Raw genomic sequence first — 15240 nt, 5'->3', positions numbered from 1 at the left:
ACTCATTCCTTATACTCCCAAGCCGTTTGGTAGCTATTGATAGAATCAATGTAATCTAAGAAATCACCGTAGAATTTATTGTTGGCAAGTGTTGCGCTATCTCCAATTACTACCAGTTTTTTCTTGGCACGTGTTAGGGCAACATTCATCCTGCGTATATCATTCAAAAAACCAATCTCCTTTAATTCGTTGCTCCGCACAAGACTTATATATATTACATCCCGCTCTTGCCCTTGAAATCCATCAACAGTTTTAACAGCAATAGGGAAATTATATTTTTGCAACTCTTCATCTTTGCTAATCTCTGTTGTTAAGTATTGTACTTGTTCTTTGTAAGGAGAAATAATTCCAATACTAATAATTCTTCCTTCTTTATTGTTTTGCACATACTGCTCCAATAGCAATTTTAAGTGCTTTAATAATACTTGTGCCTCCTCTGGATTAGTGATGCTCAAGCTTTCCGGGTTGATGATTTCATCATACCCACAACCGGCAGTATCAATAAATGTTACAGCCGTGTTCAACAATAATTCATTTGTATCAAAACTTAACAAATTAGATTTAACTGAATCATGTGCTTTGAGTTTATTATCATAAAATTTTTGATTCGAAAAATTCATAATATGCTCGTGCATTCGGTATTGCGTATCGAGCATTACAGATATATTTTCTATTCCCATACAATGCTCGAACAAGGTTTCTTTCAAACCCTCTGCTTCAGCCACTTTAGACTTTACAGTTGGAGGAAGCTGAAAATGATCGCCTGCAAAAATTACTCTGTTGCTCCGTGTAATCGGTATCCAGCACATAGGTTCTAATGCTTGCGCGGCTTCATCTATAAATAGAGTAGTAAAATGTCTATCGCGCATCATTTTATTAGCCGATACTACAGGTGTACAGGCTATTACTTGAGCTTTTGCAAACTGATCATCTAAAATATAGTCTTCCAGCAATCGAGCATCGCCTAATAGTTTTCTGGCTTCGTTATAAAAAAGTTGACGTTGCTGGCGCTCCTCTCTTCCAAATGTACGTTTATACTTGCCAGCCATTCTAAAATATTCCTCTGCTGTTTTTCGATACTGCCGTAAATCTTTATACGAGTCGTGTTTTGCCATTTTTGCATCCAGTGTATTCATCAATACTTCTTCCGAAATGCGAGCTGGATTTCCTAAACGAAGCACATTTACTCCTTCTCTATGCAGTTTCTCTGTAAGTAAGTCAACCGCAGTATTGCTGGCACTGCACACCAATACTTGCTTTTCCGTTTTTAAAGTTTGAACAATTGCTTGCACCAATGTGGTGGTTTTTCCCGTGCCAGGAGGTCCATGAATGATTGCAATATCCTGAGCTGCACATATTCTTCGAACGGCAGCATTCTGTGATTTATTAAGGCGGTCAATATTAATGGAATTATCCTCTCTTTCGAATGCCGGTGCTATTGCATTATACATAACATCTCTCAAATGCGCTAAACGATTGTTAGATGCACCAATTGCCTTAGACAGTGCAATGTCCATCTCTTTATAGCTTGCCTCATCAAACAAAATATTTATTCCAAGTTTTCCATCATCGCACCAATCTGGCAATTCATCTACGTTTAAAGACAAACGAATCTTATTAGGCCCTAAAACCTTAACTGTTCCAATTAATGGAGATGCATCTTGATGCGCATTCGAAAATAATTCGGCCATTTTTCCTCCAGAAAATTTATGAGGCTCATTCAAATTGGACGTTCTTTCAATGTCAATGGATATATACTCTCCAAGTCCAATCTGATTATTCGATATAACGATAGGATACCAAGTAACCCCATTTTCTTTGCGGTAGTTAATGTTATTTCTAGAGAAAAAACTTTTGTATTGCTCGTAATCTTCGTCTCGTTCTATTTTTAATAATCTTCGAAGGTCGTGCAATCGTTCTAAATGCTGCATATATTATGTGTATACTAAATTAGCTTTTCCACCGATTGGTTCGCCATTCATTTTGTTGTGATGTATTTAAGAATGTCCAGGCCACTATACGGCTATTTTTTTGCCCTTGAGACATGGGTATTGTTTTTACTTCAACTGCATTGTGTTTTTTCAGCAGATAATATACGCTTTCTAAATTTTCTTTTTTTGAAACTAGTGTCGTAAACCAAAAGCACGAATCTTTAAACAGAACACTTTCATCTATCATAGTATGCAAGAATGCAGCTTCTCCTCCTTTGTAACAAAGCTCGTTGGCTTTCCCACCAAAATTAAAGTTGCTTTTTAAGCCATTTTTTAAGCCTAGTTTTTTCCATTTCAACTCGTTCATTGCTTTCGCTTCTGCCAAGGATGCATGAAAAGGAGGATTGCAGATAGATACATCAAACTTGTCAGACGGCCTTACAACTCCTTTGAATACTTGCAATGCTGTTGTTTGAAGCCTTAATTCTACAAATCCGTTTAATAAACTATTTTTTCGAACAATATTTCCAGCATAGTCAAGTGCTTGTTGGTCGATATCAGAAGCAATAAATTTCCATCCATATTCCTTTCTGCCAATAATTGGATAAATACAATTAGCTCCAACACCAATATCTAAGACGGAAATTTGCACTCCGATTGGCATTGAATTGTTATTAGATGTAGCAAGCAAATCAGCTATATAGTGAATATAATCCGCCCTGCTTGGTATAGGGGGACATAAATAATTCGTAGGAATATCCCAAAATTCAGTATTGTAAAAGTGAACTAATAATGATTTGTTTAATGCCAATACCGCTTCGGAATTACTAAATTCAATGGATTCATTGCCGTATATATTGTGTTTAACGAATGTCGCCAGATTTGGATATGATTTAACCAATTCCGAAAAATTATACCCCAAACGGTGCTTGTTTCTTGGATGTAAATTTGTTTTTTCGGGAGGAATTATTTTGTTATTCTCCATCACACTATATTTATCTGGGGAAATAATCCGTTATTCTAAAATATTCTTGTTCTTCTATTTCTACCCAATGCCCATCCAAACATTGCAACATATCATTTATGTAATTGAAATCAGGAAGGATTTTTGCTTGAATGGAATGCTTAATTTTTTTATTACCAATTAACTGCACCTCCTCAAATTCTTTGTTGGACATAATCTTAAAGTAAGACTTCCCATTTAAGTATTTTCGGTATTGTGGAAAACGATATTCGGCCATTGTTTAATTAAACAAGCCTCATATTACTGTAATATGAGGCTTTTTTATACTTATTTATTTTGTAATAATTACTTTGTCTTTGTCTTTTTCTTAGCATTTACTGATTTAGTAAGCTTTGATTTTAAATTAGCTGCTTTATTCTTATGAATAACGTTTTTCTTAGCCAATTTATCCAACATAGAAGCAACTTTAGGCAATAAAGCTTCCGCTTCTTTCGCTGTTTTTGATGTTTTTACTGCTTTAATTGCAGTTCTTGTAGTTTTAGCGTAATAACGGTTTCTTAAACGTTTAGCGTCATTTGCTCTAATTCTCTTAATTGCTGACTTGTGATTTGCCATTTCTCTATATTTTCTATTGATTTAAGGACTGCAAATGTAGTACTTAAAGTTTAATTAACAAAATTAAAATAACGCTCTTTCTTGATACGCTGTTTGAAGCCTTTCCAAAGCAACTATATAAGCAGCTTCTCTCCAACCTGTATTGTAGCGTTTTGAAGCATCTTTTACTTTAGCATAAGCACCAACCATTTTGGCTCTTACAGCATGTATTACGCGTTCAATCTCCCAAATTTCACCTTGTTTGTTTTGAACCCACTCAAAATAGCTGCCAACTACACCGCCTGAATTACATAAAATATCCGGAATTGTTGCGATACCTCTAGCTTTTAAAACTGCATCTCCTTCTGGATTTGTAGGGCCATTTGCGCCTTCTGCAACTAGTTTTACATTCAACAATGGAGCAGTTTCTCCGGTAATTTGATTACCTAAAGCTGCGGGAATAAAAATATCTGCTTTTAAGCTCAAAAATTCGGTATGTGTAATAAGTGTTGTATTAGGGAATCCTGCAACTTTACCTCCGTTTTTCAATACATATGCAGTTAATTCATCAGCATCAATACCTTTTTCGTTGTAAATAACCCCACTTGCATCTTCTGCAGCTAGTAATTTAGCCCCATGTGCTTTCATAAAATGGGCAGCCCATGAACCCACATTACCAAATCCTTGAACCATATACGTAGAGCCTTTTAAATTCAAGTTATTGTCTTTTGCCCATTCTTCAATACTTGTAACAACACCTAGTCCGGTAGCTCTATCTCTACCAGCCAATCCTCCTACGTGTGTTGGCTTTCCGGTAACTACATGGTAGCTGTTTTGTCTTTCTCTTGGATGACGAGTCATCATATATTGATCAACAATCCATGCCATAATTTGCGGATTTGTATTTACATCCGGTGCAGGAATATCGTACTCCGGACCAATATTATCGCCTAGTGCAACTGTAAAAGCTCTTGTAATACGCTCTAATTCGCCATGAGAAACTTTAGTGGGGTCTAATTGTACCCCGCCTTTTGCTCCACCATAAGGAATTCCTGCAATTGCCGTTTTCCATGTCATCCATGTAGCCAATGCTCTTGCAGCATCAATATCTACAGTTGAATGATAACGCAATCCACCTTTATAAGGACCTAAAATATTGTTGTGTTGCACTCGATATCCCTTAAACATTTCAATACGCCCATCGTCCATTTTAACAGGGAAATTAACAACAATTTCATTTGCCGTTTTTCCTAAAATAGCTCTTACTGATGGATGAAGTTTCATCGCATCAGCCGCGCTATTAAACTGTTTCAATACATCTTCGTAAGGGTTATTTTTTTTAGCAATCTCTTTAGTTTCCATAAATTTTTATTATTTCCGTCTTACTAATAGTTAGTTAAAGTTTTGTTAAGAAAGTTTTAAAGTTAAAAAAAAACAAATAGGCAAAGAAAAAACAAGTAGGTTTTATTAGTAATTCAAAAAACCTTCAATTTGGTTGTTTATTGTGTTGAGTGAAATCTCGTCCACAATAACTCCATTCACATCTATTACATCTCTAATCTTTGACAGGGGAAGTTTGTCGTAATATACATCCATTTTTAGGTAGTGTAGCACACCTGTAAAATGCTCAATTCCTCTTATATTTCCACCCCTTCCGGATGCAACGCCTACGAGCGCTGCTTTTTTGTTTTTGTAAAAGTCGGGGTGAATAGCATCGATAAATGTTTTTAAAATACCGGGAAAGCTACCGTTGTATTCTGGGAAAACGAAAATAAATTTAGAGGAAGGTTGCACATATTCGGAAATAATTGCTTCAAAGTCGGGCGATCGTTTACCAAACATTTCGGTAAACGCAATAGAAGTTGGTAAATTCGTTAGTTCAAAAAGTTTTACAACTTTATTTTTGCTTCTTAAAACATTGGCATAATGCCTAGCGACCTTTGCTGTGTTGCTATCGGGTCTGTTTGTTCCGGAGAAAATTGTTATCATTAAGTTGAATTAACAGTTTAATGTTCAAAAATGTTCTTTTTATCAACAAGATATCGATTTTATTAACCTTATTTTTATTTCGCCTAAAAAGAAAATATTTTTGCGACCAATTACAAAACAATGAAAATAACATATTTTGGACATTCGTGCTTTACAGTTGAAATTGATGGTTCAATTTTGTTGTTTGATCCTTTCATAACACATAACGAGCTAGCTAAACATGTAGACGTAAAATCTATTAAGGCAGATTATATTTTAATTTCGCATGGTCACGAAGACCATATTGCAGATGCGGTAATGCTTGCAAATCAAACAGGCGCAACTGTAATTTCTAATTGGGAGATAATCGCATGGCTAAATAAAAAAGGTGTTTCCAAAACACACCCTATGAATACCGGAGGAAAGTGGATGTTTGATTTTGGGAAAGTAAAATGTGTATCGGCAGAACACTCTAGTAGCTTGCCGGATGGGTCTTATGGAGGAAATCCAATGGGTTTTATCATTGAATCTAAACAAGGGAATTTTTACTATGCCGGAGATACTGCTCTATCCTACGACATGAAGCTTATTGGAGAGTACCGAAAATTGAATTTTGCATTTCTTCCTATTGGCGACAACTTTACAATGGGTATAGATAACGCAATTATAGCTACCGAGTATATAAATTGCAATAATGTAATTGGAATGCATTACGATACATTTGGATACATTAAAATTGACAAAGCAGAGGCTATAGCTAAATTTGCTAGATCCGGCAAAAGCCTAACGTTACTTGACATTGGGCAAACGACTACTATTTAATAATTTTCGTAACAACTAAATAAATGGGAAAAATAATAACCATAGCAAATCAAAAAGGTGGTGTTGGAAAAACAACTACGGCCATCAATCTAGCAGCTAGCCTAGCTGTTTTGGAATACAAGACGCTGTTGGTTGATGCTGACCCTCAAGCAAACTCGACATCAGGTGTTGGTTTTGACCCAAGAAATATTAAAACAAGTATTTACGAATGCATTATAGATGGCGTAGAACCTAAGGATGTTGTGTTAAATACAAATACGCCCAATTTAAATATTTTGCCGGCACATATTGATTTGGTTGGTGCAGAGATTGAACTGATTAATATGCCAAACAGAGAAAAGATGATGCGTGCAGCTTTAGCGAAGGTTAAAGAAGAGTACGATTTTATCATTATTGACTGTTCTCCTTCATTAGGGCTAGTAACAGTAAATGCTCTTACATGTGCCGATTCGGTTCTTATTCCGGTACAATGCGAGTATTTTGCATTAGAAGGATTGGGCAAATTGCTAAATACCATCAAAATTGTTCAAACAAGATTAAACCCTGAACTAGAAATTGAAGGGATATTATTAACGATGTATGACGTGCGTTTACGTTTGTCTAACCAAGTGGTAGAAGAAGTAAAAACCCATTTCCAGCAAATGGTGTTTGATACTATTATTCAACGAAATACCAAATTAGGCGAGGCTCCAAGCTTTGGCGAAACCATTATCATGCACGATGCTAATAGCAAAGGGGCTATCAGTTACTTAAATTTAGCACGTGAAATACTGCAAAAAAATGCAATGACAAGAATGACCGAAGCAGAAAAAATTATCAACGTAAGTTCTGAAAATTAGTTAAGTCGCAATAGTATGCAGAGCCCCATTCTTTATAGGATGGGGCTTTTGTTTTATAGGAATTAACAAAGCTTAACGAGAAAGCTGTAAAAACAATCCATTTAAATGGGGTCATTGTAGAGCATTTAATAAAGATTCCGTATTTTTACCAAAAAGGAAACAGAATGAGTACGACCAATAAAAAACAGGCTTTAGGAAAAGGATTAAGTGCATTGTTAGAAAATGTAAATACAGACATTACTTCTAAATATGATGTGGATAATACTCCTGCAAATAAAGGCGTTTCGGAGCTTTCGATAAGTCAGATAGAGGCTAATCCATTTCAACCTAGAACAGATTTTGAAAAAGAAGCGCTATTGCAATTAGTTGAATCAATAAAGCAACACGGCATTATTCAGCCCGTTACCGTTCGTAAAATGGGGTACGATAAGTACCAGCTTATTTCGGGGGAAAGGCGTTTTAAAGCATCTCAAATTGCGGGTCAAACAACCATTCCGGCATATGTGAGAATAGCTAACGATCAATCTATGCTTGAAATGGCGTTGGTTGAAAATATTCAACGTCACGATTTAAACCCGGTTGAAATTGCAATTAGCTTTAAGCGCTTACTTGAAGAGTGTCAGCTAACACAAGAAGCCTTAAGTGAAAAAGTTTCTAAGGACAGATCAACGGTAGCTAATTACCTGCGTTTACTTAAGCTGCCGGTTGAAATTCAAGCTGCATTGCGAGATAAGCGAATTACCATGGGCCACGCTAAAGCCCTTGTAAATATTGAAAATAAGGAAACTCAATTGCAAATTTTCAATCGAATTTTAATTGAAGAATTGAGTGTTAGAGAGGTAGAGGACATTAGCCGTTGGCAAAATAAAAAGCCCGAATCAGTAAAAAAATCGAGCAAAAAATTGTTTTTGCCTTTATCTCAAACCGAACAAGAGATTAAATCAAACTTGGAAGGTTTATTCAAAACATCTGTTGATTTTAAGCGCCAAGTAAGTGGTAAAGGAAAGATTGTAATAAACTTTACCAGCAACGATGAGCTTAATAGGGTTCTTGATTTGTTAGATTTATCAGCTTAGGCAAAAAATATTCGTGAAATCAGTTTTGTACTACAACGTTATTGTTTTTTTTACTCTCGCACTTTCTTTTTTAAACAAAGGATTTGCGCAGGATACAACAAAAGTAAAAAAGAACGAACGAACCTACATTGCTCCTAAAAAGGCTGCTGCCTTGTCGGCTGCACTGCCTGGGCTTGGGCAGATTTACAACAGAAAATATTGGAAATTGCCTATTGTATATGGTGCATTTGCCGGACTTGGATACGCACTGTACACTACCAATAATAAATATGCAAACTACCGAGATGCCTACAAGGCTCGCATAGACAACGACCCGGAAACGATAGATGAATATGAGAAAATATATAGTGCAGATAACTTAAAATCGTTGCACGAATATTACCATCGTTATAGAGATTTATCTGTAGTTGGATTGGTTGTAGTATATGTGCTTAATATTGTTGATGCTAGTGTAGATGCGCACTTGGCGCGTTTTGACGTGAGTGATAATCTTTCGATGAGAATTCAGCCTACAACAATTTATACATCGTACAATCAATTGCCGGCTCCCGGATTTAGATTAACAGCAAACTTCAAATAGAATAAAATGAAAATTGCATTATTGGGTTATGGAAAAATGGGTAAAACCATCGAGCAACTTGCAATTGCCAGGAAACATGAAATAGTGCTCAAAATTGATGAAAGCAATTCGGAAACATTATCTAACGAAGCCTTAAAGACTGTTGATGTTGCCATTGAATTCTCAACTCCACAAAGTGTACTTAAAAACATTTACAAATGTTTTGAGGCATCGATACCAATAGTGGTTGGAACAACAGGGTGGTATGCTGATTTTGAGAATGTGGTAAACAAATGCAATGCAAAACAACAATCACTTTTTCATGCAACTAATTTTAGTATTGGAGTAAATATTTTTTTTAAAGTAAATGAATACTTGGCTCAATTAATGAACAAGTATGATGCTTATGATGTTTCTATAGAAGAGATTCATCACATCCATAAGCTAGATTCTCCTAGTGGTACAGGCATTACAACCGCAGAACAAATTTTAAAAAACATACACCGAAAAGACAAGTGGGTGGAAGGTGAAACAACTTCTAACCCCAATGAATTGCTTATAAATTCAGTACGAGAGGGCGAAACTCCCGGAACTCATATTGTAAAATATACTTCGGCTATCGATGCTATTGAATTGAAGCATATTGCGCACAACAGAACAGGTTTTGCGTTAGGCGCAGTATTGGCTGCCGAATGGATTCGAGGAAAAAAAGGAGTTTTTACCATGAGTGATTTAATGAACAATTCTATTTAGAAAGTGTCCGGAACAATTCTATTGTAGTCTCAAATACGAAATGAAAGAAACTTTTTTAAGTAAAGTTGCACAAAAAGTAGTGGAGGCTGATGCTTCTCTCGAGAAAGCTTGCTTTATCTTTCCAAATAAACGCTCTGCATTAAAATTTAAACAGGAGTTAGTACAACAGATTGCCAACGTAATTTGGAGTCCAACATTCTATTCTTCAGAAGATTTTGTATATGAAACAACTGCGCTAAAACCAATTGATACGCTTGATCATTTGGTAGTTTTATTCAAAGAGATTAAAAAAAAATACCCCAAAGAAGAGTTCAAGAAATTTATTCATTGGGGGCAAAATTTGCTAAATGATTTTAATGAAATAGACAGTTTTTTAGTTGACACAAAAAAACTATTTACAGATATAAAATATATAAAAGAGCTAGAGCAGTGGAACAAACAGTCAACTTCCTTATCTCAAATTCAGTTAAATTTCGATCAACTTTGGGCTAATTTAAATAGTGTTTACAATGCTACCAACAAAGAGCTACTTGAAAGTAAACAAGCCTATCCCGGACTTGCTTACAGATATTTGGTTAAGAATGCAGATAAACTCCTTTCACCGCAAGAGTTTTCCATGTATTACTTTGTTGGCTTTAATGCGTTTAATAAATGTGAAGAGGAAATAATTACATATCTACTCAAAAAAAATAAGTGTACGCTTTTTTTTGATGCGGATGAATATTACTTGAATAATACTTTACACGAAGGTGGGAAGTTTATTCGCACATTAATTAAACAGTATAGAAAGCATGAGTCGGCTGTAGTGTTAATAAAAGAGCAGCAACTAAAGACTCAAAAGAAAAAAATACATGTAATTGGAGCACCCGGAAATTCAATACAAGCAGAGCTTATTAACGATATAGTTTCCTCAAAAATAAATAAGGATGCTCCAACCGCAATCATTTTGCCCGATGAAATGCAGTCGTTGCTTCTTACACAAACCTTAACCGAAAACTACTACATAACAATTGGCTATCCAATTGGTAATTCAAGCATTTCGGAGTTTGTTATGCAGTGGGTTGAGTTACATCAAAACAAACTATTTTCAGACGAAAAGGAAAAATTATTTTACCATAAATCGTTTCTTCAAATTCTTTCACACCCTTTATTAGAAGAGTTGATGGGACCTGAAACGTGCAGTATTCTAAAAAACAAAATCATTTCAACCAACTTGACACAAGTTAATCTTTCTTTTGTGTTGGATGTTGTTCCCAAAGAGGCAGAGCTGGTAAGGCATTTATTTAATCCGATAAATAAGAGTAGTGATGTCGAACATTTTTTCTTGTTTTTATTTGAACAAATAGAACACAAGATTATACCAACAAAAAGTGTTGACGAGAAAGTAATTTTTATTCATTACAAAGAGTTGTTGTTTGAGTTAATTCACACCATTTCCAACAAAATTAATCCCACAGATTTCTCACTAGACTTGTTTAAGCTAGTGCTAAATCTGAAAATTGCAAATGCAAAAATACCTTACAAGTCAGACCAAACGTCTAATCTGCAAGTTATGGGGATGTTGGAGACACGCTGTCTTGATTTTGAAACAGTAATTATTACATCGGTAAACGAAGGCGTGGTGCCTGCCGGAAAATCATTCAATTCGTTTATTCCGTTTGATATAAGATGTGAGTATGGTTTACCTACACATCAAGATAAAGATGCAATTTTCTCTTATCATTTTTATAGATTATTGCAACGCGCTAAAACCGTTTACCTAACCTATAGTTTAGTAAAGGATGTTTTTGGAAGTAAAGAAAAAAGTAGATACATATACCAATTGCAGAATGAGCTGTGTGATATAAATCCCGCCATTGAATTAACAGAATACACGGTTGGATTTACAAACGCTAACATGCAAGCTGCTAAAATAGAAATTGAAAAGACGGAGGATGTTAAGTCAAAGGTAGCTCAACTGCTTACTACCGGAATTTCGGCAAGTGCTCTAATAAATTTTTTGGAATGCGAATTAAAGTTTTATTTAACTAATGTTTTACGGATAAAGGAAAATACAGAAGTGTCGGAGTCTATTGAGCAGAATGTTTTTGGTACTGCGCTGCATAGCTTGTTGGAGTTTTTCTATAAAGATTTAATTGGTCGAAAATTAGCTCCTGAGGATTATAAGATAGATGTTAAGCTATATGAGCAAGAACTAAAGAATATCTTACTAAAGAATAATATTTCTCAATTTCAGGAAGGTGCGAACCTGCTTATTTATCGAGTTATATTTCAGTATTTCACTAAATTTTTACAGAGCGAAAGTAAATTGACGGAGAGTAATTCTATTACTGTGTTGCATCAGGAGAAAGAATTTAAACGGGAGTTTAAGTTTGATAACGAGTCGTTTATTCTGAAGGGTAAAATCGATAGGATAGATTTGTATAATAATCAGCTTAGAATTATTGATTACAAAACTGGTGTTGTAGAAAAAAAAGAAGTTACTATCAACTCGATAGCTGAAGTCTTAACAAAAGACAATACTGCCAAGACATTTCAGTTGCTTTTTTATGGTTGGATTACCAATCAGGAGTTTAGAAGCAATAAACAATTATTGCTGATGTCGTTGCGCAATATTAATTCTACCGGGTTTCCTCTTACCATAAAAAAGAATAACGATATTACAGATTCCGACATAGCTGATTTTGAGCAAGAGCTTGCAACACTTTTGAGAAGAATTGCTAATCCTGACAAGCCTTTTACGCAGACTTCAAATATTGAAACTTGTGCTTATTGCAATTTTAAAACAATGTGCAATAGATAGCAATCGCTGTTCAATATTGGAAGTGTACCCAATATAGATTTTATGATGTAAATCCGAATATAATATGTAAACAGTAAACAAGTCGCAAAAAAAACCGACACAATTGTATCGGTTTTAGTAGCGGAGACGGGACTCGAACCCGTGTCCGCCATCTGGCGGATAAGAATCCTTATTCTTTGTTAATTAGGCTCCAAACAAATTTTCTTCCTTGAGCAGATTTTAACTCCTTTTCCCTTTTCATGGCAATAGCTTTTGTATCAAATGTTTCGGTGTGAATGATTCTCCACGGCCTAAATTTTATGGTATATCCTTTTGTCGCTAATTGGTTGTGTGAAAGCAATCGCTCTTGCATATTGGAAGTGTACCCAATATAGATTTTATGATGTAAATCCGAATATAATATGTAAACAGTAAACAAGTCGCAAAAAAAAACCGACACAATTGTATCGGTTTTAGTAGCGGAGACGGGACTCGAACCCGTGACCTCAGGGTTATGAACCCTACATTATTGCCCACGCTAACAGGTTTAAATCTTTTCAAACCCTTGATATATCTTCATTTTACCAGTATTGTCAAGGTTTTCCAATATTGGTTTAAACTGGTTAAAAACGGGTAAAAAAGTAAAATTGTGGAAACTATGTGGAAACCAGTTTCCGCAATAATCGTATATTTGTTTCCGAAGCATTTTTAAAGTAAACATCATGGCATCTGTTAAAGTAATACTGAATAAAAGCAAAAAACTAAAGGATGGTTCACATCCCCTTGCAATTAAAGTGACGAAAGATAGAAAAGTCAAGTATTTTTTCCTAAAGAAAAGCATTAATTCGATTCATTGGGATGCGGATAGAGCAAAAGTTTTACCCAATCATCCACAGCATACATTGATAAATAAATTGATAGTAAAGAGATGGAATGAATTACAACAAGAAAATAATCCTATTAAACCCTTGTAAATATGGCCTCATCCAAAATCGTTTTATTCAAAGGCAAGAAATTATCTGACGGTTCGAGATTTGTTGCTCTGCGCTTAACTTTTGATCGAAAGCATAAATTTGTTTTTATTGAAAATGTTTTAGAAAGTCAGTGGGATGCAGCCAATAAGTTAGTCAACCGCACCCACGAACATTATAAGAGAATTAATAATACCATCAAGGCTAAGGATTCTCTTGCTGCTGATCTAATCCTTCAATATGAATCAGGGAAAAGTGATTTAACACCGGAAAAGATTATAAACATTTTAAAGGATGTAAAAAGCTCAGAAACATTCTTTGACTTTTTCAGCGATTATGTTGAAGAACAATTTAAGAAAAATCAACACCATGAAGCTACTTCCGTAGATGGCAAAGGGAAAAATATTTGGTCATTTTTTTATGACAAAGATTTTAATGTTCAATTTCCAAATTTAGAAAGGGAAAATGAAAAATCAATATTTAGAAAAATAGTAAATCAGGATATTAAATTCAGCTCTATTACTCCCTCTTTTCTTAGAAATCTTGCTATTTATTTAGAAGTAGATGGCAGACACTCAGAAAGGAATATTTTTAATCACATGAATGTAATTAGAACGGTTTATAATAGAGCGATTGAGGCTAAGGCTATCACAAGGGAAAACTATCCCTTTAGCGGAAAAAGTGGTTACAAAATGCGTATGCCCGAAAGTCAAAAAATAGCATTAGAAGAAAATGAAGTTGTGGCATTGGAAAAAGCAAAACTTAAAGAAAGAACCGATACATGGATTCATGCTAAAAATTCCTGGATTTTATCTTTATGCTGGGGCGGAGCAAGGATTAGTGATGTTCTCAAAACAAAATGGGAACAAATTAATCCTGATTCTTTAACTTATGTTATGGGCAAAAATAATAAACCGGTGGAGGTTCCTCTCGTTGAGAGGGCAAAAAGGATATTAAAGTATTATGAAAAATATAAGGATGAAAACAAAGGATATATCTTTCCTGAAATGAGTAAAGCAAATTTAGATGATCCAAAGGATGTTAAAATAAAACTGAAAAATGCAATCAGAATTTACAATATATGGTTGAAGGAACTTGCTAAGGAAGCCAAGATTAAAAAAAGTTTAAATAATCATCTTGCCCGGCATACTTTCGGAAATCTCTCAGGAGATAAAATACCAATTCAAACATTGCAGTTGATTTACAGGCATTCGGACATTCAAACTACTATTAATTATCAAAGGCATTGGATGAACAAACAAAAAGTGGGAGAAGCCGTAAAAACGGTTATGAATTTTTAATCCCGCTAAGAAGTACTGAAAGTTTCGTAAATTTGAATTAAAATAAAGAAATGATGTAGAATTTTATATGAAATAATTTATAGCGCATTGTTGCTTGCTTAGGTATTAGAAAATCCGCGAAATTTTTAGATCCACCGGCAAATGACGAGGAGCGCCCAAATATGGGCGCGTCCTTCTCATTTTACTGGTGGATCGGGTCCTCGCGGAACCTTCTAACTAAGTGGATGTGTAAGGTAACGCACCCACCATATTTTATCATGGAGGGGTATGTACCTGGAGAGGCGCATACCCCATTTAATTTATACAATTAATTAAATACATATAACCATGATGATTCCTTCAACAAAGCAGATATTGTTATTCCTTACACTAAATTTCACCCTTATAGTTTTTTTTGATATTTTACTGTTCAAAATACCAGTTTTTCTTACCTATGAAAGTTTTAACACGTTTTTGACAACAAATAGTAATAAAATAGGTATGTTAGTATCCGTCTTTTTACTTACGTGTTTTATCGTAAACTTGCTGTTTTTTAGCAATTTTTTTAGGAATGATTTTAAACGATCACTCTTAAGCACGGTCAAAATGAGTATAGGGACTTTTTTAACGGGAGTAATGTGCGCATTAGTAATTATTTTTATAACCGAAATTTAAACAATACAGATTATGAGAAGAATTGT

Annotated in this window: 16 protein-coding genes and 1 tRNA gene; 8 read left to right on the top strand and 9 right to left on the bottom strand. The window is 34.8% G+C overall.

Annotated elements, in window-relative coordinates; genetic code table 11:
* Positions 1-2: 2 nt before the first annotated feature.
* The 6 genes from J0M08_04985 to J0M08_04960 form a co-directional block, all read right to left on the bottom strand.
* Positions 3-1931, bottom strand: a complete 1929-nt coding sequence (locus tag J0M08_04985) for an AAA family ATPase (GenBank protein MBN8702394.1) — start codon at positions 1929-1931, stop codon at positions 3-5.
* A 19-nt stretch (positions 1932-1950) separates the two neighbouring features.
* Positions 1951-2916 carry a 23S rRNA (adenine(1618)-N(6))-methyltransferase RlmF gene (gene rlmF / locus J0M08_04980; protein ID MBN8702393.1) on the bottom strand — a complete coding sequence of 322 codons (966 nt, stop codon included), beginning with the start codon at positions 2914-2916 and terminating at the stop codon, positions 1951-1953.
* Positions 2917-2926: 10 nt separating this feature from the next.
* Positions 2927-3172 carry a hypothetical protein gene (locus J0M08_04975; protein ID MBN8702392.1) on the bottom strand — a complete coding sequence of 82 codons (246 nt, stop codon included), beginning with the start codon at positions 3170-3172 and terminating at the stop codon, positions 2927-2929.
* A gap of 68 nt (positions 3173-3240) precedes the next feature.
* Complete coding sequence (locus J0M08_04970) at positions 3241-3510, bottom strand: 30S ribosomal protein S20 (protein ID MBN8702391.1); 270 nt, start codon at positions 3508-3510, stop codon at positions 3241-3243.
* A 63-nt stretch (positions 3511-3573) separates the two neighbouring features.
* A complete protein-coding gene (locus tag J0M08_04965; protein MBN8702390.1) occupies positions 3574-4851 on the bottom strand; it encodes a Glu/Leu/Phe/Val dehydrogenase in 1278 nt (425 codons plus the stop codon).
* Between the two features lie 105 nt (positions 4852-4956).
* Positions 4957-5478, bottom strand: coding sequence for an NAD(P)H-dependent oxidoreductase (locus J0M08_04960; GenBank protein MBN8702389.1), 522 nt, complete (start codon positions 5476-5478; stop codon positions 4957-4959).
* A 120-nt stretch (positions 5479-5598) separates the two neighbouring features.
* Between J0M08_04960 and J0M08_04955 the strand changes: the two genes are divergently transcribed.
* The 6 genes from J0M08_04955 (at position 5599) to J0M08_04930 (ending at position 12309) form a co-directional block, all read left to right on the top strand.
* Positions 5599-6279, top strand: a complete 681-nt coding sequence (locus J0M08_04955) for a metal-dependent hydrolase (GenBank protein MBN8702388.1) — start codon at positions 5599-5601, stop codon at positions 6277-6279.
* A 23-nt stretch (positions 6280-6302) separates the two neighbouring features.
* The gene (locus J0M08_04950) at positions 6303-7118 is read left to right on the top strand and encodes a ParA family protein (protein ID MBN8702387.1); all 816 of its coding nucleotides are present in this window, start codon (positions 6303-6305) and stop codon (positions 7116-7118) included.
* Positions 7119-7282: 164 nt separating this feature from the next.
* A complete protein-coding gene (locus J0M08_04945; GenBank protein MBN8702386.1) occupies positions 7283-8194 on the top strand; it encodes a ParB/RepB/Spo0J family partition protein in 912 nt (303 codons plus the stop codon).
* Between the two features lie 13 nt (positions 8195-8207).
* Positions 8208-8774 (top strand): hypothetical protein, encoded by a 567-nt coding sequence (locus J0M08_04940; GenBank protein ID MBN8702385.1) that lies wholly within the window; start codon positions 8208-8210, stop codon positions 8772-8774.
* 6 nt (positions 8775-8780) lie between these two features.
* A complete protein-coding gene (dapB, locus tag J0M08_04935; protein ID MBN8702384.1) occupies positions 8781-9506 on the top strand; it encodes a 4-hydroxy-tetrahydrodipicolinate reductase in 726 nt (241 codons plus the stop codon).
* Between the two features lie 40 nt (positions 9507-9546).
* Complete coding sequence (locus J0M08_04930; GenBank protein MBN8702383.1) at positions 9547-12309, top strand: PD-(D/E)XK nuclease family protein; 2763 nt, start codon at positions 9547-9549, stop codon at positions 12307-12309.
* On the opposite strand, the gene J0M08_04925 is transcribed toward J0M08_04930, so the two are convergent.
* The 3 genes from J0M08_04925 to J0M08_04915 form a co-directional block, all read right to left on the bottom strand.
* A complete protein-coding gene (locus tag J0M08_04925) occupies positions 12256-12390 on the bottom strand; it encodes a GIY-YIG nuclease family protein (protein ID MBN8702382.1) in 135 nt (44 codons plus the stop codon). The two genes, J0M08_04930 and J0M08_04925, sit on opposite strands and share 54 nt — an antisense overlap.
* Before the next feature lie 88 nt (positions 12391-12478).
* On the bottom strand, positions 12479-12727 hold the full coding sequence (locus J0M08_04920; GenBank protein ID MBN8702381.1) for a GIY-YIG nuclease family protein: 249 nt from the start codon (positions 12725-12727) through the stop codon (positions 12479-12481).
* A 38-nt stretch (positions 12728-12765) separates the two neighbouring features.
* Positions 12766-12828 (bottom strand) — tRNA-Ser (locus tag J0M08_04915).
* A gap of 182 nt (positions 12829-13010) precedes the next feature.
* On the opposite strand from J0M08_04915, the gene J0M08_04910 reads away from it, so the two are divergent.
* Together J0M08_04910 and J0M08_04905 are read left to right on the top strand one after the other, a co-directional pair.
* A complete protein-coding gene (locus tag J0M08_04910) occupies positions 13011-13262 on the top strand; it encodes a hypothetical protein (GenBank protein MBN8702380.1) in 252 nt (83 codons plus the stop codon).
* 2 nt (positions 13263-13264) lie between these two features.
* Entirely contained in the window at positions 13265-14560 is a 1296-nt protein-coding gene (locus tag J0M08_04905; GenBank protein ID MBN8702379.1) for a tyrosine-type recombinase/integrase, read from the top strand.
* Positions 14561-15240: the final 680 nt, after the last annotated feature.

Source organism: Bacteroidota bacterium (genome assembly GCA_017303975.1).
Classification (GTDB): Bacteria; Bacteroidota; Bacteroidia; order JAFLBG01; family JAFLBG01; genus JAFLBG01.
This window is presented reverse-complemented; position numbering and strand designations above follow the sequence as displayed.

Coding starts and splice junctions, on each gene's coding strand:
- J0M08_04985 (MBN8702394.1), bottom strand. CDS start 1,931: ATGCAGCATTTAGAACGATTGCACGACCTTCGAAGATTATTAAAAATA.
- J0M08_04960 (MBN8702389.1), bottom strand. CDS start 5,478: ATGATAACAATTTTCTCCGGAACAAACAGACCCGATAGCAACACAGCA.
- J0M08_04975 (MBN8702392.1), bottom strand. CDS start 3,172: ATGGCCGAATATCGTTTTCCACAATACCGAAAATACTTAAATGGGAAG.
- J0M08_04970 (MBN8702391.1), bottom strand. CDS start 3,510: ATGGCAAATCACAAGTCAGCAATTAAGAGAATTAGAGCAAATGACGCT.
- J0M08_04910 (MBN8702380.1), top strand. CDS start 13,011: ATGGCATCTGTTAAAGTAATACTGAATAAAAGCAAAAAACTAAAGGAT.
- J0M08_04905 (MBN8702379.1), top strand. CDS start 13,265: ATGGCCTCATCCAAAATCGTTTTATTCAAAGGCAAGAAATTATCTGAC.
- J0M08_04945 (MBN8702386.1), top strand. CDS start 7,283: ATGAGTACGACCAATAAAAAACAGGCTTTAGGAAAAGGATTAAGTGCA.
- J0M08_04965 (MBN8702390.1), bottom strand. CDS start 4,851: ATGGAAACTAAAGAGATTGCTAAAAAAAATAACCCTTACGAAGATGTA.
- dapB (MBN8702384.1), top strand. CDS start 8,781: ATGAAAATTGCATTATTGGGTTATGGAAAAATGGGTAAAACCATCGAG.
- J0M08_04950 (MBN8702387.1), top strand. CDS start 6,303: ATGGGAAAAATAATAACCATAGCAAATCAAAAAGGTGGTGTTGGAAAA.
- rlmF (MBN8702393.1), bottom strand. CDS start 2,916: ATGGAGAATAACAAAATAATTCCTCCCGAAAAAACAAATTTACATCCA.
- J0M08_04955 (MBN8702388.1), top strand. CDS start 5,599: ATGAAAATAACATATTTTGGACATTCGTGCTTTACAGTTGAAATTGAT.
- J0M08_04930 (MBN8702383.1), top strand. CDS start 9,547: ATGAAAGAAACTTTTTTAAGTAAAGTTGCACAAAAAGTAGTGGAGGCT.